Origin of the sequence: Nereida sp. MMG025 (genome assembly GCF_021654165.1) — a bacterium.
In the GTDB taxonomy this organism is placed as follows: Bacteria; Pseudomonadota; Alphaproteobacteria; order Rhodobacterales; family Rhodobacteraceae; genus Nereida.
In genome coordinates this window covers 91,679-114,791 of sequence record NZ_JAKFZN010000004.1, presented here as the reverse complement: position 1 = coordinate 114,791, position 23,113 = coordinate 91,679, and the positions used below count along the sequence as shown (strand labels likewise).

Annotated in this window: 21 protein-coding genes; 10 read left to right on the top strand and 11 right to left on the bottom strand. The window is 57.1% G+C overall.

Features of this window, described 5'->3' with window-relative positions; all coding sequences use genetic code 11:
- Positions 1–31: 31 nt before the first annotated feature.
- Positions 32–940, top strand: a complete 909-nt coding sequence (locus L1065_RS12440; protein WP_237095821.1) for an MBL fold metallo-hydrolase — start codon at positions 32–34, stop codon at positions 938–940.
- Here the strand turns inward: L1065_RS12440 and L1065_RS12435 are convergent.
- Together L1065_RS12435 and L1065_RS12430 are read right to left on the bottom strand one after the other, a co-directional pair.
- A complete protein-coding gene (locus L1065_RS12435) occupies positions 921–1,328 on the bottom strand; it encodes a hypothetical protein (protein ID WP_237095820.1) in 408 nt (135 codons plus the stop codon). The genes L1065_RS12440 and L1065_RS12435 overlap by 20 nt on opposite strands.
- The gene (locus tag L1065_RS12430) at positions 1,318–2,976 is read right to left on the bottom strand and encodes an NAD+ synthase (protein ID WP_237095819.1); all 1,659 of its coding nucleotides are present in this window, start codon (positions 2,974–2,976) and stop codon (positions 1,318–1,320) included. The genes L1065_RS12435 and L1065_RS12430 overlap by 11 nt, the downstream gene beginning before the upstream one ends.
- A gap of 120 nt (positions 2,977–3,096) precedes the next feature.
- Between L1065_RS12430 and L1065_RS12425 the strand changes: the two genes are divergently transcribed.
- Complete coding sequence (locus L1065_RS12425) at positions 3,097–4,566, top strand: MORN repeat-containing protein (protein ID WP_237095818.1); 1,470 nt, start codon at positions 3,097–3,099, stop codon at positions 4,564–4,566.
- Between the two features lies 1 nt (position 4,567).
- Positions 4,568–5,254: a hypothetical protein gene (locus L1065_RS12420; protein ID WP_237095817.1), complete on the top strand. Its 687-nt coding sequence runs from the start codon at positions 4,568–4,570 to the stop codon at positions 5,252–5,254.
- Here L1065_RS12420 and L1065_RS12415 read toward each other — a convergent pair.
- The 5 genes from L1065_RS12415 to L1065_RS12395 form a co-directional block, all read right to left on the bottom strand.
- Positions 5,251–7,266 (bottom strand): M3 family metallopeptidase, encoded by a 2,016-nt coding sequence (locus L1065_RS12415; protein WP_237095816.1) that lies wholly within the window; start codon positions 7,264–7,266, stop codon positions 5,251–5,253. The two genes, L1065_RS12420 and L1065_RS12415, sit on opposite strands and share 4 nt — an antisense overlap.
- Complete coding sequence (locus L1065_RS12410) at positions 7,267–8,304, bottom strand: HesA/MoeB/ThiF family protein (RefSeq protein WP_237095815.1); 1,038 nt, start codon at positions 8,302–8,304, stop codon at positions 7,267–7,269. It lies immediately after the preceding gene.
- Complete coding sequence (gene dut / locus L1065_RS12405) at positions 8,304–8,762, bottom strand: dUTP diphosphatase (RefSeq protein WP_237095814.1); 459 nt, start codon at positions 8,760–8,762, stop codon at positions 8,304–8,306. The genes L1065_RS12410 and dut overlap by 1 nt, the downstream gene beginning before the upstream one ends.
- 43 nt (positions 8,763–8,805) lie before the next feature.
- On the bottom strand, positions 8,806–10,017 hold the full coding sequence (gene coaBC / locus L1065_RS12400) for a bifunctional phosphopantothenoylcysteine decarboxylase/phosphopantothenate--cysteine ligase CoaBC (RefSeq protein WP_237095813.1): 1,212 nt from the start codon (positions 10,015–10,017) through the stop codon (positions 8,806–8,808).
- Between the two features lie 127 nt (positions 10,018–10,144).
- Positions 10,145–11,023, bottom strand: coding sequence for an RNA polymerase factor sigma-32 (locus tag L1065_RS12395; protein ID WP_237095812.1), 879 nt, complete (start codon positions 11,021–11,023; stop codon positions 10,145–10,147).
- Between the two features lie 101 nt (positions 11,024–11,124).
- On the opposite strand from L1065_RS12395, the gene cobU reads away from it, so the two are divergent.
- The 4 genes from cobU to L1065_RS12375 are packed head-to-tail and all read left to right on the top strand — an operon-like array spanning position 11,125 to position 14,501.
- Positions 11,125–11,643 carry a bifunctional adenosylcobinamide kinase/adenosylcobinamide-phosphate guanylyltransferase gene (gene cobU / locus L1065_RS12390; RefSeq protein ID WP_237095811.1) on the top strand — a complete coding sequence of 173 codons (519 nt, stop codon included), beginning with the start codon at positions 11,125–11,127 and terminating at the stop codon, positions 11,641–11,643.
- Positions 11,640–12,188 carry a histidine phosphatase family protein gene (locus L1065_RS12385; RefSeq protein WP_237095810.1) on the top strand — a complete coding sequence of 183 codons (549 nt, stop codon included), beginning with the start codon at positions 11,640–11,642 and terminating at the stop codon, positions 12,186–12,188. Before cobU ends, L1065_RS12385 begins: the two co-directional genes overlap by 4 nt.
- Positions 12,189–12,246: 58 nt before the next feature.
- The gene (locus L1065_RS12380) at positions 12,247–12,930 is read left to right on the top strand and encodes a glutathione S-transferase (protein WP_237095809.1); all 684 of its coding nucleotides are present in this window, start codon (positions 12,247–12,249) and stop codon (positions 12,928–12,930) included.
- Between the two features lie 59 nt (positions 12,931–12,989).
- Positions 12,990–14,501, top strand: coding sequence for a YifB family Mg chelatase-like AAA ATPase (locus tag L1065_RS12375; RefSeq protein WP_237095913.1), 1,512 nt, complete (start codon positions 12,990–12,992; stop codon positions 14,499–14,501).
- Here L1065_RS12375 and gshB read toward each other — a convergent pair.
- The 3 genes from gshB to rsmI form a co-directional block, all read right to left on the bottom strand.
- Entirely contained in the window at positions 14,498–15,439 is a 942-nt protein-coding gene (gene gshB / locus L1065_RS12370; protein WP_237095808.1) for a glutathione synthase, read from the bottom strand. The two genes, L1065_RS12375 and gshB, sit on opposite strands and share 4 nt — an antisense overlap.
- 73 nt (positions 15,440–15,512) lie before the next feature.
- Entirely contained in the window at positions 15,513–15,872 is a 360-nt protein-coding gene (locus L1065_RS12365) for a YraN family protein (protein ID WP_237095807.1), read from the bottom strand.
- A complete protein-coding gene (gene rsmI, locus L1065_RS12360) occupies positions 15,869–16,747 on the bottom strand; it encodes a 16S rRNA (cytidine(1402)-2'-O)-methyltransferase (protein WP_237095912.1) in 879 nt (292 codons plus the stop codon). The genes L1065_RS12365 and rsmI overlap by 4 nt, the downstream gene beginning before the upstream one ends.
- 98 nt (positions 16,748–16,845) lie before the next feature.
- Between rsmI and L1065_RS12355 the strand changes: the two genes are divergently transcribed.
- The 3 genes from L1065_RS12355 to murJ are packed head-to-tail and all read left to right on the top strand — an operon-like array spanning position 16,846 to position 22,371.
- Positions 16,846–18,033, top strand: a complete 1,188-nt coding sequence (locus L1065_RS12355; RefSeq protein WP_237095911.1) for a penicillin-binding protein activator — start codon at positions 16,846–16,848, stop codon at positions 18,031–18,033.
- Entirely contained in the window at positions 17,993–20,806 is a 2,814-nt protein-coding gene (locus L1065_RS12350) for a [protein-PII] uridylyltransferase (RefSeq protein ID WP_370641186.1), read from the top strand. Before L1065_RS12355 ends, L1065_RS12350 begins: the two co-directional genes overlap by 41 nt.
- Positions 20,803–22,371 (top strand): murein biosynthesis integral membrane protein MurJ, encoded by a 1,569-nt coding sequence (murJ, locus tag L1065_RS12345; RefSeq protein ID WP_237095806.1) that lies wholly within the window; start codon positions 20,803–20,805, stop codon positions 22,369–22,371. The genes L1065_RS12350 and murJ overlap by 4 nt, the downstream gene beginning before the upstream one ends.
- Before the next feature lie 58 nt (positions 22,372–22,429).
- Here the strand turns inward: murJ and L1065_RS12340 are convergent, their stop codons facing one another.
- Entirely contained in the window at positions 22,430–23,107 is a 678-nt protein-coding gene (locus L1065_RS12340; RefSeq protein WP_237095805.1) for a rhomboid family intramembrane serine protease, read from the bottom strand.
- Positions 23,108–23,113: the final 6 nt, after the last annotated feature.

Here is a 23,113-nt window from a genome sequence, read left to right as displayed (position 1 = left end):
CGTCATGGTCACAACACAACAGGAGCTACCCATGAAATTTACCCGTCGCCAAGCGCTTACCAGTGCCGCCGCCCTTCCTGCTGCCGCTCTTGCAGGCACGCCAACCTTTGCTGCGGGCCACAGCGCATCGCTGCCCAAATCGCGTGACTTCATGATCGGGGACTTCAAAGTAACAACGCTGCTGGCAGGGTCAGCCAAGCGCGAAGAACCCCAAGGCATTTTCGGCATGAATGTGGACGCAGAAGAATTCAACGCGGTGAGCGAAGCAAACTTCCTGCCAACCGATTCAGCGCAGTTTTTCTTTACACCCACGGTCGTCAACACAGGCTCGGAGGTGATTTTGTTCGACACTGGTCTGAACGCGGGCGGCATCACAGATGCGCTGGCCGCTGCGGGCTATGCACCATCCGACGTGAACACAGTGGTGCTGACCCATATGCACGGCGACCACATCGGCGGGCTGAGCGATGATAGCGGCGCGGAAACATTCACCAACGCCAACTACGTGACAGGCCGTGCCGAGTATGATCACTGGGCCGCAGCAGGCAACGAACGCTTTGATGGCAAGGTCAAACCACTGGCCGAAAAAATGAGCTTTCTGGAAGACGGCGGCGACGTAACAGGCGGTATCCGGGCCATGGCAGCCTTTGGCCACACGCCCGGGCATATGACCTACATGCTTGATAGCGGTGGCCAACAGATGATGCTGATCGCGGATTTGGCCAACCACTATGTCTGGTCACTGGCCTATCCTGATTGGGAAGTGCGCTTTGATGCCGATAAAGCCGCCGCTGCCGCGTCGCGCCGCAAGGTTCTGGGCATGTTGGCTGCGGAAAAAATGCCGATGATCGGATACCACATGCCGTTCCCCGGTGCGGGATTTGTCGATACGCGCGAGGACGGTTTCCGTTATGTGCCTGTCAGCTATCAGTTGATGTAACCCGCGGCGCAGGTTTGCGCCACAACACGACCCCTGCCAAGGCTGCAAGCACTGGCAGGGTGACCCAAGGCGCGCCTTGGCAGCCTTCTGAATAGGCCAGTGCGGGAATAGATGGCCCGCCCATGATGCCTTCGAGTTGCGCAAACGCGGCAAAGGCCATCAAGATCAGCGTCACAAACCGCGCCAGATGGGACGGACGCACAACACACAGCAGCGTCAAGGCGATGACACCGATGCCCACTGGTGAAAACAGAAAATAGCCCAATTCGCCCAAGGGGGTCACAACCCCGTCCAACCCCGTCCAATTGGGGCGGTAGGTCGAACAGACCTGTGCGACCGCTTGCGACGGCGTGACAAGCACAAAAGCAAGAAGCCCCTTAGCTTTCATCGCGCCACCTGTTGACGATGGGATAGCGCCGATCCAGCCAGAACGCCTTTTGCGACAGCCGCGTACCGGGTGCCGACTGAAAGCGTTTATATTCGCTGATATACAACAAATGCTCGACCTTTTTGACCGTAGCGCGTTCATACCCTGCCGCAACGATCTCGGCTACCGATTGCTCATAGTCGATCAGGCATTCAAGGATTGCATCCAGCACCTCGTAAGGGGGCAAGCTGTCGCTGTCTTTTTGATCAGGGCGCAACTCTGCCGTGGGCGGCTTGTCGATCACACGCGTCGGGATGACCTCGCCTGCAGGGGCCATCATCCACGGACGGTGATGCGCGTTGCGCCAACGGCATGTTTCAAACACCCGCGTTTTATACATGTCTTTGATGGGGTTATAGCCCCCCGACATATCGCCGTAGATCGTGGCATAGCCCACGGCGACCTCGGATTTATTGCCCGTGGTAAGCAGCATTTCCCCGAATTTGTTGGACTGCGCCATAAGCAACACGCCGCGCAGACGGGATTGGATATTTTCTTCGGTCAGCCCTTCGTCGAGCCCTTCAAAGAGCGGCGCAAGGGCTTGGGTGACAGCCGCACGCGGACCGGCGATGCTGACCTCGTCCAGATGGCATCCCAGATTGCGGGCCACCGCGCCTGCATCATCAAGGCTTTCGCGGCTGGTGTATTCACTGGGCAGCATCACACAGCGCACGTTTTCAGGGCCAAGGGCATCCGCAGCAATCGTGGCAACAATCGCGCTGTCGATGCCGCCAGACAAGCCCAGTAACACCTTTTGGAACCCGGTCTTGCGCATGTAGTCGCGCAAGGATTCGACCATTGCGCGGTAGTCCAGTTCTTCGCGCGATGGCACCGTTTCGCGTACGCCGTCCCGTGCGGTCCAGCCATCATCCGTCTTTTCGAAATCCACATGGGCCAGCGCCTCGTCGAACCACGGCATTTGCAACGCTAGGGCGCCGCCACGGTTCAGCACAAACGAGCCGCCATCAAAAACCTGATCGTCCTGTCCGCCAACCATGTTCAGATAGACCAATGGCAGTTCAGTCTCTACGACCCGCGCAACCATTTGGTTCAACCGCACCTCATGCTTGTCACTGAAATACGGGGACCCGTTGGGCACAAAAAGAACCTCTGCCCCGGTCTCGGCCATCGTCTCGGGCACCTGTTCATGCCACGCATCTTCACATATGGGCGAGCCGATCCGAATGGGCCCGATGCTGTAAGGCCCCATGATCGGACCTGCGGTGTAGTGCCGTTTTTCATCAAACACATTGAAATTGGGCAATTCGTGTTTGAGCGTCACAACAGCCAGCGCACCGCCCTTCAATACATGATAGGCATTAAACAGCGCGCCTTCGATCATACGCGGACCGCCAATCGCAAGGGCGGGGCCATCCGCGACCTGCTCCGCCAGCTGCGCCAAAGCCGCTTCACAATCGTGCACAAACTGCGGTTTGAGAACCAGATCCTGCACCTGATAGCCGCTGATAAACATCTCGGGCAGCATCACCAGATCAGCCCCTGCATCGCGGCCTTGCGCCCACGCGTCCAGGGCCTTTTGCGCATTGCCCTTCAGGTCCCCGACGGTGGGGTTCAACTGGGCCATCGTCAGGCGAAAACGGTTGCTCATGTCAGACTTCCATAGATTGCTTGCCCCGCTTTAGCAGATCACCGCCCGAGGGGAAGGGCCAGCCGATAAGGCATTGTCCCTGTCTTATCCCTGATTTAGTCTGCAAACGCAGAGCGACCAATGCGCCGTTTGGTCATTTTATCTTTGGGGGCAACCACCGTGCAGCGACTTTTACCTGTTCTTCTGGCCTGCGTGATCGCGGTTTCACCTGCGAGTGCACAAGACCGACAAACCAAGCAATATGAAAACGGTGGCATCTACGAAGGCACCTTCAAAAACGGCAAGCAGCATGGCGCGGGCCGCTATACACTGCCCAATGGCTACGAATACGACGGCGAATGGGTAGACGGGCAAATCCAAGGCCAAGGCACCGCGCGTTTTCCCAACGGATCGCTTTACACTGGCGCATTTGAACGCGGACAGCCCCATGGCTTCGGCAAAATCACATTTGCAGATGGCGGGACGTATGAAGGGGACTGGTCGGAAGGCGCAATGACAGGCAACGGCCTGATCCTCTATAACGGTGGTGTGGTTTACGAAGGCGGTGTGCTGAACGGCCAGCACCACGGGATCGGCACGATGCAGGACCCTTCGGGCTATGTTTATCAAGGGGAGTGGGTGGACGGACAAAAACAGGGGGCCGCAAAAATTACCTATCCCGACGGATCGGTGTTTGAAGGTGGCATGGTCGCAGGCCAGCGCGTCGGTGATGGAACGCTGACCACAGCAGACGGGTTGATCTTCAAAGGCACGTGGTCCGACAACCAAATGGAAGGCCAAGGCACGCTGACCCAGGTCAATGGCGATATCTATGAGGGAAGCTTTGTTGCAGGCAAACGCCAAGGCACTGGAACAGTGACCTACGCCAACGGAGACATCTATGAAGGCGCGTTCGACAACGACACGCGCCACGGCACCGGCACATTCAAGGGCGCAGATGGCTACACCTATGTCGGCAACTGGACCCGCGGCGAAATTGATGGCCAAGGTCAGGTGACCTACCCGGATGGCAGCGTCTATACAGGCGCGTTTGCAAGCGGCTTGGCCGAAGGCACTGGCAAAATCGTCTATGCTGATGGCAGCACCTATGAAGGCCAATGGGAAGCGGGCGTGATCGAAGGCAAAGGCATCGCCACCTACACAAACGGCCTGGTCTATGAAGGTGAGTTCAAAAGTGCCCGCAACCACGGCTTTGGCGTTATGACCTATGCCGACGGCTACCGCTACGAAGGACAATGGCTGAATGGCCAGCGCCACGGCCAAGGCACCGCGACCTATGCCGATGGCACGGTCTATGTGGGCCTGTTCGAAAACGGACAGCGCCACGGCACAGGACAGATCACAATGGCTGATGGTTTCGTCTATGAAGGCGAATGGACGCGCGGCGAAATCAGTGGCCAAGGGCGTGCAACATACGCCAACGGTGACGTCTACGAGGGCTTGTTTGTGCAAGGCAAACGCCAAGGCGCAGGCACCATGACCTATGCCACAGGCGAAACGGCCTCTGGTGATTGGGAAAACGGTGCGCTACAGGCCGAAGCAAATGCAGAGCCGGCAGAAGACGCGGCCACCGAAACACAGGCAAACTGATATGACACCCGAAACGACGAACCAAATCACCCGCCTAGAGGCGTTCTTTTACGGCGGACTGGCCGTGACAATCCTGTTGGGCCTGTGGATGGCCATCGTTGCCGATGTGGAGGTGTTCCAAACCTACATCACCACAGAAGACGGCGTTCTTGAAAGCTTCACGTCGTTCATGTTGTTTGTGACCTTTGCGCTGTGTGTCACGCGCATGGTCAAACTGCGTGCAAGCCGCAGCGGGTGGTTTCTGGCGACGACGGGGCTGATTGCATTCCTGATGTTTTTTGGCGCGGGCGAAGAGATTTCGTGGGGCCAGCGCGTCTTTGGGTGGGAAACTGGAGAGACATTTCAGCAGATGAACCGCCAAGGTGAAACCAATCTGCATAACCTTGAAATCAATGGCGTGAACATCAACAAAGTGATCTTTGGCCAAGGCCTGACGCTGTTTCTGATCCTGTATTACCTTGTTCTACCGCAGCTTTATATGCGCAAGCCCCGCTTTGCCGCGTTTTTTGACCGGCTCTACGTGCCTGTGCCCAAGGTCCACCACGGCCTGACAACTCTGGCCGCGGGCTTGATTATCACGTCAGTCGCATCCTCCAAACGGGGAGAGCTGAACGAGGTCTGGCTTGGCTGTATGTTCTTCATGACCGTCTATCGCCCGCAAAACTGCCTGAAAATCTACAAACCCTAAGCCGCCAGCCCACGTCCTTTCAGCAAAGCATCCACACCCGGCAGTCGACCGCGGAACGCCTCATACAGCTCTTTGGGATCAACGCTGCCGCCTTTGGACAGGATATGCTGCTCTAGCTTGGCAGCGGTGTCTGCATCAAAGGCATCGCCTGCATCTTCAAATGCTTCAAACGCATCGGCATCCATAACTTCAGACCACATATAGCTGTAGTAGCTCGACGCGTAATACCCGCCCGAAAACACATGCGCGAAATGCGGCGTGGCATGACGCATAGAAATCGCAGCAGGCATCCCGATGCGATCAAGCGTTTCGGCCTGCGCCTGCATCGTATCTGCGGGTGGCGGCCCGTCGTGAAAATCCAGATCTACAAGCGCACTGGCCACATATTCAACGGTTTGAAACCCCATGTTGAAGGTGTTGGCCCCGATCAAACGGTCCAGCATATCACGTGGCATCGGCTTGCCCGTTTCAGCATGGGTGGCAAACTCTCCAAGCACCTCAGGCACGTCCAGCCAGTGTTCATAAAGCTGGCTTGGCAGCTCTACAAAATCACGTGGCACAGATGTCCCGCTGATTGATTCATAGGTCACATCCGACAGCATCTGGTGCAAGGCATGACCAAACTCGTGAAACAGCGTCCGCGCATCATCATAAGACAATAGCGCAGGCTGCCCTGCCGACGGTTTGGCAAAATTACACACATTCAGCACGATCGGTTTAATATCGCCTTCCAGCTTTTGCTGCGAACGCATGGCAGAACACCACGCACCTGACCGCTTTGATCCACGCGCAAAATAGTCACCGATAAAGACGGCAATCTCTTGCCCGTCGCGCGTGACCAACCACGCCCGACAATCAGGGTGGTAAAGATCCAGTTCGATGGGTGCAAACTCCAGCTTGAACAGGCGGCTGGCACAGGCAAAGGACGCCTCGATCATTCGGTCAAGCTGCAGATAGGGCTTCAACTCTGCCTCATCCAGATCATGTTCGGCCTTGCGGCGTTTCTCAGCGTAATAGTGCCAATCCCACGCGCGCAAATCATCCTGAATCCCATCTGCGTGCAGCATGGTTTGCAACACTTGGGCATCCGCGTCGGCCGCTTGTTTCGCAGGTTGCCAGACATCCATCAAAAGACCACGGACCGCATCGGCATTCCCTGCCATTTCAACTTCCAGCTTGTAGGCCGCGAAATCGGCATAGCCCAAAAGCTGCGCCATTTCGTGACGAAGCGTCAGCATTTCGGTGGTCATCGCGCGGTTGTCCGTCTTTCCGCCCAACGCCCCACGCGACACCCAAGCGCCATAGGCCTTTTCGCGCAAATCACGGCGCGGGCTGAATTGCAAAAACGGCGTGATGATCGAACGCGACAGGGTCACCACAGGGCCACCCGCCCCTTTTTCCTCACCAGCCGAACGCATTGCATCAATCACAAACTGCGGCAATCCATCCAAATCGGCCTCCGACAGCGCCATGAACCATTCCCGTTCATCCGCCAAAAGGTTTTGCCCAAACTGTGTGCCAAGCGTTGCAAGCCGCTGGTTGATCTGCGCAAAGCGTTCACGCGAAGCGCCTTCCAACGCAGCGCCTGCACGGATGAAATTGCGATGTTTCAGCGTCAGCACGCGCAACTGCTCGGCCGTCAGCCCAAGCGCATCGCGCCGTGTCCACAGATCATCGATCCGGGAAAACAGATCCGCATTCAGGCTGATCTTGCTGGAATACTCGGCAAGTTTAGGGGAAAACGCGCGGCTCAGTTCTTCGCGCGCATCATTGCTGACAGAGCCGTTCAACGTGTAAAACACCGAAAGGATCTGCCCAAGGTCGTGCCCCGCTTTTTCCAAGGCTTCGACTGTGTTCTCGAAGGTCGGCGCCGCGGTCTGCGTGGCAATGTCATCGACTTCCTTAAGCGCCCGTTCCATAGCATCGGTGAATGCCGCCTCAAACATATCATCGGTAATCTGCGAAAAGGCAGGCGTGTCGTAGGCATTATTCCAGTGGATCAGGGCGTTCATTCAGGCCTCCTTACAGACAGGGCAGTCGGGGTCGCGTTTCAAGGCGATTTTGCGGCTTTCACCGTAGAGCCCATCATAGATAAGCATCTGACCGCGCAGCCCAACCCCTGCTTGGGTTAATTCCTTGATCGCTTCCACCGCCATCATGGCGCCCAAAACACCGGGCAAGGGGCCGACAACACCGGCCTCTGCGCAGCTTGGCACCAGTGACGGGTCAGCCGGCTTAGGGAAAACACATGCATAACAGGGGGCGTCAGGCGGGTGATAAGTGCTGATCTGCCCTTCCCATTGGGTCAACGCAGCGGCGATCAGGGGTTTGCCAAGCGCCACACAGGTGCGATTAACCAATGCACGGGTCGCGTAGTTGTCTGTGCCATCAAGGATTAGGTCATATTCTGCAAACAGATCATGGGCGATCTCGTCGCTCAATTCCCGATGATAGGGGCGCACGCTCACAAACGGGTTCTGCGCCTTTAGCCGTGTCTCGGCCGAAAAAACCTTCGGCGTTCCGATCGCTGCATCATCATGGATAATCTGCCGCTGAAGGTTGGAGTTTTCGACCACATCACCATCGATAATGCCAATCGTTCCAACACCCGCCGCACCCAGATACATCAAGGCAGGCGCTCCAAGCCCACCCGCCCCGATGACCAGCACTTTGGCTTCTTTCAGCGTCTTTTGCCCCACGCCCCCGATTTCACGCAGAACGATCTGGCGGGCGGCGCGTTCTAATTCCACATCGGCAAATAGTTTGTCTGACGGCGGTGGATCAAAACTGACCGGGTTGGTGCGCGCGCGGATCCACATCAATCCCCGCCGATACAGCAGAACAAGCCCCGCAAGGGCTGCCAGCAGCAACCAAAACCGTTCATCCCCGCCAGTGCCTTCGCGCAGCGGATGACCATCGGGCAGTACAATATGGATCGCCAGTACCCCGACGAACAACAGCCCAATCATGATCCAGCGCGCCTGATGGGGTGTTTTGGTCAACATACCAAACCCCCATAAAAAAGCTGCCATCGAAAACACAACCAACATCAGCGGCGCCCTGTTGAGCCATAGCCGCCCGCGCCGCGCGCTGTCTGATCAAGCTCTTCGACATGCGAAAATGCGGCCTGCAGCACAGGCGCCACCACCATCTGCGCGATGCGGTCGCCGTGGCGGATCACAAATTCATCCGGTCCCAAATTCTGCATGATCACCCCAACCTCGCCGCGATAGTCTGCATCTATTGTGCCGGGGCTATTGGGCAAGGTTATTGCGTGTTTTAACGCAAGGCCCGATCGCGGCCTGATCTGCACTTCATACCCGTCCGGAACAGCCATGCGCAGGCCCGTTGGGACCAAAACAATCGCGCCACTGCGTAAAACCATCGTGCCGCGGTCGGCCAGATTGGCCCGCAAATCTGCGCCAGCGGCCTGATCTGTCTCATACCGCGGAAATCCAAGGCTTGTGTCTGCCTGCTCTGTCCAGGCGACCTGAATGACAGGGCGCATCAGCCCACCTTCTTTTGTTTATAAATATCCAAATCCCGAAGGCTCAAAGCAGTGCCTCGGCAATTCGTTTGGCCAGTTTGGCTGCAACGGCGTCTTTGCTCATCCGTGGCCAGTCTTCGGACCCGTTCTGATCGATCAAGGTAACGTCATTTTCAGCGCCCCCCATAATACCCGTGGCAGGCGATACATCGTTGGCAACAATCCAATCACAGCCCTTTCGTTTGCGTTTTGCCGTGGCGTTGGCAATCACGTCATCGGTTTCAGCGGCAAACCCTACAACCAAATTCGGACGGCCTTTTTCCAACTGACTGACCTCCGCCAGAATGTCGGGGTTTTCGGCAAATTCCAGCGCGGGCATCCCGTCTTTGGTTTTTTTGATCTTGCTTTGGCTTTCGCCCACGACGCGCCAATCCGCAACAGCCGCGGCAAAAACGGCTGCATCTGCCGGCAATGCAGCGCGCACAGCGTCTTGCATGTCGCGCGCAGTCTGCACATGGACAACCTGCGCACCCTTGGGTGCAGGTTTATCCGTTGGCCCGGTCACGAAGGTCACGGATGCCCCCAGTGACAGCAGCGCCTGCGCGATCGCAAGGCCTTGCGCCCCGCTCGAGCGATTGGCGATGTAGCGCACGGGATCAATCGGTTCATGCGTTGGGCCAGATGTCACAAGGATATGTTTACCGCGCAGCGGACACCCGCCAAAGGCGGCCGCTGCCGCATCAATGATCTGGGGCACCTCTGACATGCGTCCTGCGCCGAATTCACCGCAGGCCATACCGCCGTCCTCTGGCCCTACCACCAAGATGCCATCCTCTTGCAATGTTGCCAGATTGCGTTGGGTGGCAGGATGCTCCCACATGCGCACGTTCATGGCAGGCGCGATCAACACCTGCTTGTCCGTTGCCATCAGAAGGGTTGAGGCCAGATCATTGGCGTGACCATGCGCCATTTTCGCCATTAAATCAGCGGTCGCGGGGGCAACAACAACCAATTCCGCAGCACGCGACAGCTCTATATGCCCCATCTCGGCTTCTGCTGTCAGATCAAACAAATCTTGATGCACGCCCGTGCCCGCCAGTGCAGAGACCGACAAAGGGGTTACAAACTGGGCGCCTGCTTTTGTCAAAACAGGTGTCACCGCTGCGCCTGCATCCTGCATCCGTCTGATCAGCTCAAGCGATTTATAGGCCGCAATGCCACCACCGATGATCAAAAGGATATGTTTTCCAGCCAGTTGCGCCAAAGCGACCACCATTTTTAAAACCTGTGCCCCAAGGTGTAGGACTTTAGGCACAGATCCTCAAACCAGAAAATGAAAGGCGCCCGAATGCGTTAGCATCCGAGCGCCATACACGGCGTCGTTTCTCAGTGGGACCCTGACATCACACGAGAAAGGCCGCGACCTCCGAAGACTGTGCTTCAAGCGCTTTACGCATCTTGCCAAAGGCCGCAGCCTCCAGTTGGCGCACCCGCTCTTTGGACAGGCTTAACTCATTCCCCAAGCTTTCCAGCGTGCGGGGGTCTTCACGTAGTTTGCGTTCGCGAACGATAAACTGTTCTCGGTCGTTTAGCTGAGACATTGCGTCCATGAGCCAAGTTTTCAGTTGGTCCATGTCATGCTCGTACTCAACACGTTCCGCAGCTTGCGGGCTGTCGTCCTCAAGCGCGTCAATCCACTCGCGTCCTTCATCCTCGGTCGATTGCGTCGCGTTGAGCGAATAGTCAGACCCCGACAGGCGTCCTTCCATCATTTCCACGTCGTGCAACGGCACACCAACTTCCAGCGCAATCATTTCGCGCAATTTGTGCCGCTCAAGCGTTTCGCCCACTTTGGCCGCTTCGCGCTCCAGACGGGCTTGCACGCGGCGCATGTTGAAAAACAGGGATTTTTGACTGCTGGTCGACCCCGTCCGGACCATCGACCAGTTGCGCATCACGTGATCTTGGATCGACGCTTTGATCCACCAGACCGCGTATGTCGAAAACCGCACACCACGATCTGGGTCAAATTTATCAGCGGCCTTCATCAGGCCAAGCGATGCTTCCTGGATCAGGTCATTCATCGGTGCGCCGTAGCGTTTGAACTTGGATGCCATTGAAATGGCCAACCGCATGTAAGCCGTGATCAGGCGGTGCAGTGATTTTTCGCACCGTTCATCGCGCCAAGCGTAGGCCAGACGAAGTTCGGTTTCTGCGTCCAGCAACTCGGCCTTCATAGCGCGCCGAGAAAAAGATTGATCTGCGTATCCGTCAAATGCCATGTCTTACCCCCCGATATGACCGTTTAAGTATTGGGTTGGTTCACGTTCTATGAAGGTGTTACGCGGGGGCTTGGGGTTTGGATCACAGGATCGGTGAAAAAATGTTGCCAAAGCGTGTATTAGTTTTAGGCGGGGCAAGCTCTGGCAAATCGGCCTATGCCGAAAATCTGTGTGTTTCGAGCGGCTTGACGCGCGCCTACATCGCAACTGCGCAAATCTGGGACGATGAAATGAAAACCAAAGTTGATCGCCACAAAGACATGCGCGGCAATGATTGGACAACATTTGAAGCCCACAGCAGCCTTGAAATTCTGCGCGATATGGATCCCGATTGCGTGGTGTTGTTGGATTGTCTGACGATGTGGTTGAACAATCAAATGATGGCCGACCGCGATATCTGGGCCGCGTGGGACAGCGACGCCGATCATATCGCCGCGTGCCCTGCCCGCCTTGTCATGGTCAGCAATGACGTTGGCCAGGGGATTGTGCCAGACAACGCATTGGCACGGCAATTTCGGGATGCGCAGGGAAAGCTGAACCAACGTGTTGCGGCGCAATCTGATCTGGTGGTCAATGTCATCGCGGGGCTGCCGCAGATTTTGAAGGGACAGTTGCCATGACGCTTTGGATGGTCCGTCACGGCCCGACCCATGCCAAAACGATGGTTGGCCACGCCGATATCCCCGCCGACCTGTCAGATACAAATGCGCTTGGGCGCCTGTCGGCTTTCTTGCCAGATGCGCCCGTTGTCTCGTCCGATCTGATCCGCGCCACTGCAACCGCCGACGCCATCCAAGCCCACCGCACCCGCCTGCCCCATCATTCCGATTTGCGGGAAATCGACTTTGGCGACTGGGATCTCAAACGCTTTGACGAAATTCAAGACCAAGCCCACATCCGCAAATACTGGGAGGAGCCCGGCAACATCGCTCCACCCAATGGCGAAAGCTGGAATGCGGTTTACAGGCGCGTCAGCGACACCATCGATGCGCTTCGGGCCGAGCATTCGGAACTGATCATCGTGTGTCACTTCGGTGTGATCCTGACGCAGGTGCAACGGGCGCTTTCCATTCCCGCCTATGACGCTTTCGCCCATAAAATCGATAACCTTTCGGTCACAAAAATCGACGAACACGGCGCGTCCTTCATCAATTACAAACCGTGACGACCCGCCCCACAATTTGCGATTGGACCCGCAAGCTCAGGCGTCCTAGCCTACAAAAATGACTTATACTCTATACATCGGCAATCGCGCCTATTTTAGCTGGTCCATCGCGGCCTATCTCATGTTTGAACGCTTTGGTCTGTCGGATCAGGTTGAAACAACTGTGATCTACCCCAACACCGAAGCAGATGTGCGGCGTCATTTATCAGACGTTGCCCCCGCCCGTACCTTGCCCACAGTGATTACACCCGAAGGCGCAGTGCTCAACGACAGCATGGCCATCGCCGAAGAACTGGCCAGCCGCCACCCCGACATTCCGTTTTGGCCGCGCGATCCGCTTGCCCGTGGCACAGCGCGCGCATTGGCCAACGAAATGCACTCAAGTTTTGGTGGTTTGCGCGGACATTGGCCTGTCAATCTTCACACCACCTACCAGCCTGTCACACCACCAAAAGAAATCGCCTTGGAACTGGATCGCCTTGAACAGCTTTGGTCCCACGCGCGTCAGACAACTTCTGCGGACGGTCCCTGGCTGTGTGGCGCGTATTCCTTGGTCGATGCGATTTTCGCGCCAATGGCCAGCCGTCTGGCGACCTACGGCTTTCACACCCGCCCCACCAGCCGCGCTTATGTCGCGGCGCACCTGAGCGATCCTGCCTACCGCAAATGGCATGATTTGGCGCAAAAAGACCCGGCGATGCCGCGCTTTGTATTGGACCTTCCAATCGCCGCCAAAAGTTAACGGCCTGTAAACCATTACACAGTTAACCTTTGTCAGACGCGGATGAAGGGTTTGATGGGATGGTGGCACGCGCCTACACGGTGGCTTTCGAAGGGGTCGATGCACGATTGGTCGAAGTGCAATGCGCAGTTTCGCCTGGCTTGCCGTCTTTCTCCATCGTTGGATTGCCCGACAAAGCTGTGTCAGAGGCCAAGGACCGTGTGCGCTCGGCGCTGTCATCGCTCTCGATTGCGCTGCCATCCAAGCGGATCACGGTCAATCTGTCGCCCGCCGATCTGCCCAAAGAGGGCTCTCATTTCGATTTGCCTATCGCGCTGGCCTTGCTGGCAGCCATAGACATTCTGCCCGAAGACAGCGTCGAAAGCACCGTTTCCTTGGGAGAACTGTCGCTTGACGGAAATCTGGTGCCCGTCATCGGCGCACTGCCCGCCGCCATGACAGCCGCGCAAGAAGAACGTGACCTGATCTGCCCCTCTCTGTGCGGGGCCGAGGCTGCATGGGTCGACGCCACCCGCGTGATTGCGCCTGCAAATCTGAACGCCGCAATCGGACATATCTCTGGCCGCAGCATCATCGAACCGGCCCGCCCCGGCGAGGTGCACCAAACGGCAGGCAGCCGCGATCTGCGCGATGTCAAAGGCCAGGAAACCGCGAAACGCGCCTTGGAAATCGCTGCCGCAGGACGCCATCACCTTTTGATGGTGGGCACCCCCGGTTCGGGCAAATCCATGCTCGCGGCGCGGCTTGCTTCGATCTTGCCGCCACTTTCCCCGATGGAAGCGCTGGAAACCTCTATGATCCATTCATTATCGGGCTTGATCGACGAAGGCGGCATCTCGCGCGATCGCCCTTTCCGCGAGCCTCACCACACCGCATCTGTGGCGGCCATTGTGGGGGGCGGTCGCGGGGCCAAACCGGGCGAAATTAGCCTGGCCCACAACGGTGTGCTTTTCATGGATGAGTTCCCCGAATACCCCCGCACCGTGCTGGAAACCCTTCGCCAACCACTTGAAACAGGCGAGGTTGTGGTCGCGCGTGCCAATGCACATGTGCGCTATCCTTGCAAATTCATGCTGGTTGCAGCCGCCAACCCCTGCAAATGCGGCTATTTAACTGACGCATCCCGCGCCTGCGCCCGCGTGCCCCTGTGCGGCGAGGACTATTTGGGACGGATTTCGGGGCCCCTTATGGATCGCTTTGATCTGCGGGTTGACCTGCCACCTGTCAGTTTTCTGGACCTCGACCTGCCCGCATCTGGAGACACCTCTGCGCAAGTGGCCGAGCGGGTGGCAGGCGCACGCGCCGTGCAAGCCGCACGCTTCGAGGACACAGAGAACATGACCGTCAATGCCGACGCCGAAGGGCAAATACTTGAAGACATCGCCGCGCCATCCGCTGAAGGCAAAGACCTTCTGGTGAAGGCGGCAGATCGGTTTGGGCTGTCGGCCCGCGGCTATCACCGCGTTTTGCGGGTCTCGCGCACCATTGCCGATCTGGCCGCAAGTCCGACCGTCGAAAAGCCCCATGTCGCCGAAGCGTTGAGCTTCCGGCTTGGCCCGCTTGACACCTAGGCGCGTTTTGCCTCAATCGCTTCCCAGATTTTTTCGGCAATATTGGTGCCGTCAAACCGCTCAAGCTCCTGAATACCCGTGGGCGACGTGACATTGATCTCGGTCAGATAATCGCCGATCACGTCGATCCCGACAAATATCTGGCCCTTTTCTCGCAAAAGCGGGCCAATGCGTTCACAAATTTCCAGGTCTCGCGTGGTCATGCCGACTTTTTCGGGACGTCCGCCCACATGCATGTTGCTGCGCGTCTCGCCAGCGGCAGGAACACGATTGATCGCACCCACGGGCACACCGTCAACCAAGATAATGCGTTTGTCCCCATTGCTGACATCGGGCAGGAATTTTTGCACGATCAGCGGCTCGCGATTGATGCCGGAAAACAATTCATGCAGCGACGTGATGTTGCGATCATCGGGGCCCAGACGGAACACGCCAGCGCCACCATTGCCGTAAAGCGGCTTAAGAATGACGGTGCCGTGCTTGTCCTTAAACGCCTTAAGCGTTTCCAGATCACGCGCGATCGTTGTGGGCGGTGTCAGATCAGGGAAGTCAAGGACAAGCAGTTTTTCAGGGTAGTTTCGCACCCAAAACGGATCGTTCACCACCATCGTATCGGGATGGATACGATCGAGGATATGCGTTGTGGTGATATACCCCATATCGAACGGCGGATCCTGACGCAGCCAGACCACATCGAAATCGGCCAAATCCACCTCTTTTTCTTCACCCAAGGTGAAATGATCACCCTGGACGCGCCGCACAGTCAAAGGCCACCCTTTGGCGGTCACCTTTCCTTCTTGGTAGCTGAGTTTGTCTGGCGTGTAGTAAAACAGCTTATGCCCGCGCAGTTGCGCTTCTTCTGCGATGCGAAAGCTGCTGTCGGCCTCAATATCAATAGGGCCGATCGGGTCCATCTGAATAGCAACGTTCAAGGGCATATCGGTCTCCTTCTGGGGTGACCTGATACATGGAACAGCGGTGGACTTTATTCAATGGCTCAAAAACGGAATGCTATACCAAGCCGCACAAAGCGCTTTCCAGAATGCTCACCTGCCCAAATTGATCGACCAGAGCCGCATCAAATCGCATAGATGTGTCTTGCCCTTTCGGATGATCGGCGACGAACTCAAGAGCGGCTTGCATAATACGGCGTGTCTGGCGCGGCGTTATTCTCGCAGCTGCCTGTTCATGGTTTGCGCTTTTTTTGACCTCAACAAAGATAAACGTATCGCCTTGTCGCAGTATCAGGTCGATCTCTCCGGATCGGCCACGCCAACGGGCTTCTTCAAATACGTATCCCGCCTCCAGATAAGTCTTGGCAACGGCGCTTTCGGCTGCAACGCCGCTGAAATAATTTGTCAGGGCCGTCATATCTGGCGTTCCTCCTTCAGTTTAAGCGCACGCTGATAGGTGTCGCGCTTGGGCAATCCGAACTGGTCGGCCACGTGATTGGCCGCATCTTTCACACGCATTTCGATCAGCGCATCTTGCAAGGCAGCGTCAATATCTTCGGTCCGAGCCACCTTTGGCGCAGGACGATCAATCACAACCACAATTTCGCCTTTCAACGTCCTGTCTTCCAGTTGGGACTGTATTTCAGAAACCGATCCGCGCAAAACCTCTTCGAATTTTTTCGTTAATTCCCGGCACACGGCGATTTGCCGCGCCTGTCCGAAGGTGTCGCATAAATCACCTAACAATCCCTTAATGCGTTTGGGGCTTTCGAACAAAATAACCGTCGATTTGTAGTCTTTCAGGCTTTCCAGAAATGTGCGCCGTGCGCCTTTTGCCTGTGGGGCAAATCCTGCAAATGTGAAGCGATCGTTGGGCAATCCCGCCACCGTCAGAGCCGCCAGTGCCGCCGAGGGGCCAGGCGCCGATGTCACGACATGGCCCGCGTCAATCGCGCCGCGCATCAACCCGTAGCCGGGATCGGCCACCAAAGGTGTGCCCGCATCCGATGCATAGGCCACAGACTGTCCTGCAGCCATGAACCCAAGCAGACGTGGACGCACGCGATCGCCGTTGTGATCGTGATAGGCAATCAGCGGGCGGTCCCCAAGGGGAATGCCGTGAATATCCATCAGCTTGCGGGTGTTTCGCGTGTCTTCGGAGGCGATCACATCGGCGCTGGCCAAAACGTCCAACGCACGCAGCGTGATGTCGCGCGCGCTGCCAATCGGCGTTGCAACGAAATAGAGACCAGCGGCCAGCCGCTCAATTCGAAAGTTCGTGGACTGATTCAGACCTAGACCCGCCTTTTGATATATCTATGATGCGCAATACCGAGGGGCCACAGATGAATGACCCCCTAATGACGCGTAACAGGGAGTTTGTTCTTATCATGGGTGTTCTTGCAAAGGCCAGTCAGGGCCGTATTGGCCGTATCGTCGCATTCCTTTCAATATTGGTTCTAGCCGCTTGTGATGCGCTGCCTGTGCCAACGTCTGGTGACAACACCGGTCAGCGCATTGATCCCAAAGCCCCGGTAACAGTTGCGTTGTTGGTGCCAGGCGGATCGGGGCAAGCAACTGACAATCTGTTGGCCAAGAATTTCGAGAACGCCGCGCGTATGGCGATTGCCGATCAAACGGGCGCCCAGATCAACCTAAAAGTCTACAACACGGCCGGCAATCCAACGACAGCCGCCGCCGTTGCCCGCGCCGCTGTCGAAGACGGTGCCAAGATCATTTTGGGACCGCTCTACGCTGAAGCCGCCAACGCAGTCGGCGTGGCCGTCAGGGACGCAGGCGTTAACGTGCTGGCCTTCTCGAACAATGCATCGATCGCAGGTGGCAACGTCTTCATCTTGGGCGCTACATTCGAGAACACGGCCAACCGGTTGGTCCTTCATTCAAAGAAAACAGGAAAATCCAGCATCATGGTTGCCCACGCCCAAGGGCTTGCCGGTGAAGTCGGTCGCGATGCCATCCTTTCTGCCGCCAACCGCCACGGTATCACGATCGCAGGCGTGGAAAGCTACCCGTTCAGCCAACAAGGGATCGTTGATGCCTCAAGCCGCATTGCCTCACAGGCTAAAGCCAACGGTGCAGACAGCCTCTTTTTGACGGCGGGACCTGAAGCGGATTTGCCATTTCTTGCGACCGCACTGCCAGAAAACGGCCTGAATACATCCGCCACACAGCTTGTCGGTTTGACACGTTGGAGCGCTGTGCCCCAAGCCTTGGCACTACCCGGATTGCAAGGCGGCGTCTTTACCCTGCCCGATCAAAACCTCGAACGTAATTTCTCGGCACGCTACCAAGCGGCCTACACAGATCGTCCACACCCACTTGCAGGTCTGTCATATGACGGCATCGCCGCAATTAGTGCCCTGATTGCCCAAGGTAACGCAAATGCACTCACCAGCCGTGGCCTGACGCGCGGTTCTGGGTTTGTCGGAACCCAAGGCATCTTTCGTTTGCTGTCCAATGGCACTAATGAACGGGGACTGGCCGTGGCCCAAATTCGCAACAATCAGGTGAGCATCATTGACCCTGCCCCCAAAAACTTCAGCGGCGCTGGTTTCTGAAGCCGACACCGACCAACACGAAGGTCCAGACCCGCTTGCAGCACCTGCCCCCGTTTTGTTTGACGCCAACACGGTTCAGGCGGATCTGACCGCCGAATTTGAGACCTGCGCGGATGCAAAAGCCATTCGCGCAGCAACGGTTCAGTATCTCAAAAAGCTCAATATCGAAGCGCGCGCAGAAATCCGCGACGCGTTTCTGGCGGATCCGCTTGAGGCCCGCGCGGCAACATCGGCTTACACATTTGTGACAGACAGTCTGGTGCGCACGGTGCAATGGGTGGCCGAACGGCATCTGCACCGCAACACAAACCCCACCAAGGGCGAACAGCTTACCATCATCGCCGTGGGCGGCTACGGGCGCGGCGAGATGGCCCCGTTTTCAGATGTCGACCTGCTGTTTTTGACCCCGACAAAGATCACGCCTTGGGCTGAAAGCGTGATCGAATCCATGCTCTACATGCTTTGGGATCTCAAACTAAAGGTAGGTCACGCCAGCCGCACCATCGCCGACTGTGTGCGCCTTGGACGTGAAGACTACACCATCCGCACCTCATTGGTGGAACAACGCTACATCGGCGGCGCTTACGATCTGGCCGAAGAATTGCGCAACACCTTGTGGACCGATCTGTTCAAATCCACGGCTGCCGACTTCATTGATGCCAAACTGGAAGAACGCGCCGAGCGTCACCGCAAACAAGGCGGGCAACGCTATATGGTTGAGCCCAATGTGAAGGAGGGCAAGGGTGGTCTGCGCGACCTGCAATCGCTCTTTTGGATCAACAAATATATCCACGGCATTGATGACGCCCGCAATCTGGTGGAAATCGGCGTCTTTACGGAAGACGAATGGCAAACACTGATCGCCGCCGAGGATTTTCTCTGGGCCGTGCGCACGCATCTTCACCTGCTGGCAGGACGCGCCATCGAACAGCTGACCTTTGATATGCAAGTCGAAGTGGCCGCGGCCATGGGCTACCACGATACGGGCGGACGCCGCGGTGTTGAACACTTCATGCAAGACTATTTTCGGCACGCCACATCGGTGGGCGAGCTGACACGCATCTTCCTGACAGCCCTGGAAGAAACCCACATCAAGTCCGAACCCATGCTGATGCGGATGTTCAAACGCAAACCAAAGGTGCGCGCCCCCTTCAGCATCAAACAAAACCGCATCACGGCAGATGACGGCGCGGTTTTTGCGTCCGACCCGCTCAACATCTTGCGTATTTTTGAAGAAGGGTTGCGCACTGGCACCTTGTTGCACCCCGACGCGATGCGCATGTTGGCCGCCAGCCTCACCCTGATCAACGACGATGTGCGCAACACACCCGAAGCACGGCGCATCTTCCTTGATCTGCTGCTCAAACACGACAACCCCGAACGCGCCCTGCGCCGCATGAACGAGCTTGGCATCCTGGCCGCCTTCATCCCGGAATTTGAACCGATCGTCGCAATGATGCAGTTCAATATGTATCACAGCTACACCGTCGACGAGCATACGATCCAAACCATCAGCCACCTGCACCGCATCGAAAAAGGCGCGTTGATCGAAGACCTGCCAGTCGCGTCCGAGATTGTCGAAAAGGGTGTAAACCGCCGCGTCCTCTATATTGCCTTGCTCTTGCACGACATCGGCAAAGGCCGCCCCGAAGATCACTCGATCCTTGGCGCAAAGATCGCGCGCAAGGTATGCCCCCGTTTGGGCCTTTCCAAAGCAGAATGCGAAACGGTCGAATGGCTGGTGCGCTATCATCTGCTGATGTCCGACACCGCCCAAAAACGCGATATCGCCGATCCGCGCACTGTGCGCGATTTTGCCAAGGCCGTGAAATCGGTTGAACGGCTGGATCTGTTGTTGCTGGTCACGGTCTGTGACATCCGCGGCGTTGGGCCTGATACTTGGAACAACTGGAAAGCGTCGCTTTTGCGCGCGCTCTACCGACAGACCAAACGCGGTCTTGAGGACGGTTGGGAGGCACTCAGCCGCGAAGTGCGCGGCACAGAAGCCAAGAAAACACTCCGCGCTGCCCTGTCAGATTGGGATGCCAAGGACCTGCGCCGCGAAACCGCACGCCACTACGACCCTTATTGGCAAGGACTTCATGTCACTGCGCATGTCGAATTTGCGAGTCTTTTGCGCGGGATTGCCGATGATGAAATCCGTATCAAACTGACCATGGACGAGGACCGCGACGCCACGCGCTGTACCTTTGTGATGGCCGATCACCCGGGCATCTTCAGCCGTATCGCCGGCGCATTGGCCCTTGTGGGCGCCAATATCGTGGATGCGCGCACCTATACCAGCAAAGATGGCTATGTCACAGCTGCCTTCTGGTGTCAGGATAACGACGAAAGCCCGTTCGAGGCCAGCCGTCTGCCCCGCCTTGAACAGATGATCCGCAAAACCCTGCACGGAGAGGTGATCACTCGAGACGCACTGGCCCCCAAAGACAAGATCAAGAAGCGTGAAAAAGCCTTCCGCGTGCCCACCACGATCACTTTCGACAACGATGGCTCTGAAATCTACACCATCATCGAAGTCGATACCCGTGACCGTCCGGGTCTTTTGCATGATCTGACCCGCGCGCTGGCCAATGCAAACATCAACATCGGCTCGGCCATTATCGCAACTTACGGCGAACAGGTGGTCGACAGCTTCTACGTCAAGGACATGTTCGGCCTAAAATTCCACTCAGACCCCAAACAAAAGGCACTCGAAGCCAAACTACGCGACGCCATCGAAAAAGGCGTCGAACGGGCGGAAGACGCGTGAAACCGATCAAACTGATTTCAGGTATGCTCACAGTCGGGGTCTGGACGCTGCTCAGCCGCGTTATGGGCTTTGTTCGCGACATCCTGATCGCCGGGTATCTTGGGGCAGGTCCTGTGGCGCAGGCGTTTCTGATCGCCTTTTCCCTGCCCAATATGTTCCGCCGCTTTTTCGCCGAAGGGGCGTTCAACATGGCCTTCGTGCCGATGTTTTCCAAAAAGCTGGAAGGCGGCGATGATCCCGAAACCTTCGCGCAGGATGCTTTTGCCGGCATGGCCTTCCTGCTCACTGGGTTCACCGTTCTGGGCATTATCGCAATGCCGCTTCTTGTGACGGCCATGGCCTCGGGATTTCGCGGCGACGCGCGTTTCGATCTGGCCGTGACCTATGGCAATCTGGCGTTCCCCTATATCCTCTTCATCTCACTTGCGGCCCTGCTATCAGGCGTGCTGAACGCCACGGGCCGCTTTGTGGCTGCCGCGGCTGCACCCGTTTTGCTCAATATCATTTTTGTCGCCGCAATGCTGAGCACCGCAGCGTTGGCGCCCAGATTTTTTGCTCAGACAAGTCAGGAAAACGTGATCGGCCTAACACTGGCTTGGGCGGTGCCCATCGCAGGGCTGGCACAGCTCGCACTGGTGTGGATCGCTGCACGGCGCGCGGGCTTTTCAATGGCCCTTCGCCGCCCGCGCATGACACCCGATCTCAAGAAATTACTGATCATCGCAGGACCAGCCGCCCTTGCTGGTGGTGTGGTGCAGATCAACCTGCTCATCGGCCGGCAGGTCGCCAGCTATTTCGATGGTGCTGTTGCCTGGCTCAACTATGCCGATCGCCTCTATCAATTGCCTCTCGGCGTCGTTGCGATTGCAATCGGCGTTGTGCTCTTGCCTGACCTCAGCCGCAAACTGCAAGCAGGCGACACCGCAGGCGGCCAGGACGCCTTCAACCGCGCAACCGAGCTTAGCCTTGCACTCACAATCCCCGCATCCGTCGCCCTCATCGCCATTCCACTGCCCTTGATCAGTGTGCTGTTCCAACGCGGCGCGTTCACCTTCACCGATGCCCAGGCCACCGCTTGGGCTGTGGCAATCTATGGCGCAGGTCTACCAGCCTTTGTGCTCCAAAAAACACTCCAACCGCTCTATTTCGCGCGCGGCGATACCAAAACACCGTTTTATTTCGCGCTGGCCTCTCTGGCGATCAACACAGTCATCGCCATTGGTCTGGCCCCGCTCATCGGTTTCACCGCCGCGGCTTGGGGAACCACACTTGCAGGGTGGGGCATGGCCGCGCTTTTGTGGTGGGGCACGCGCAACATGGGCATGGCAACCCAGTTCAACGCACAAACCAGAACGCGCCTGCCACGTATCATCACCGCAGCGCTGTTGATGGGCGCCGCACTTTACGGCGGGTCCGTTTTGCTCAATGCAGCCCTTTACGATAGTGCGTGGCGTATTCTTGCCCTCGCAGGGCTGTGTGTCTTTGGCATCCTCAGCTATGGCGGTATCGGCCAAAGCATCGGCGCATTTCGCCTGCAAGACTTCAAAGCGGCACTGCGCCGCTGATCTTCATTGTTGTCCCAAATACCTCGGGGGTGTGGGGGCTGGCCCCCACCCGTTTACATCATGCGCGGCGACGCAGTCGGCGCACGATCTGGCTCCACCCACCGGGGCGAACGATCGAACTCAGCAAGAAACCCGCGACAAACCCTGTCAGATCCGCAACCCATGTGTTGTCGGTTCCAAACATCAGCGCAAAAAGCAGCTGAATGCCCATCAAGAACCCGATCAGTGTAAAGGCCCGCGCGCTGTTTTCCCCCTCAGCGGTCAGTCGGGCGGCCAGAAGGTATGTAAACCCGCCGATCAACGCATAGGCGCCGGGAAATCCTCCGATCAACGGCGCGGTATCATCCAGTATCAGCCCATACGCCAGCGCCCCCATGATCGAGCCGCCAAAGAAAATCACCAAAACAGCCGCTCCGCGCATCTGTTCACCCACAAATTTGCCCATCGCCAGCACAAAGACGGCAGCAAATAGCATCGAGGTGAAAGTATAGTGAATGAACGGATAGCTGACAAAACGGACCATTCGGTCAAAATCAAATCGCCCCAGTCGCAGGGCATCATCCACCACTTGCCCGTAAAAACCATAGTCTTGCACCGCAGTCGCGCGCCATGCGGCACCACGCGGATCACTGGAAAAGCCAGAGGCACCGAACGCGAAATAGGCCTCCGCCAGAACCATCAACAAAACCAGACCGATGACCGCCTTGGGCAGTGGGTTCACAACAGGTGTATTCATCGCGCA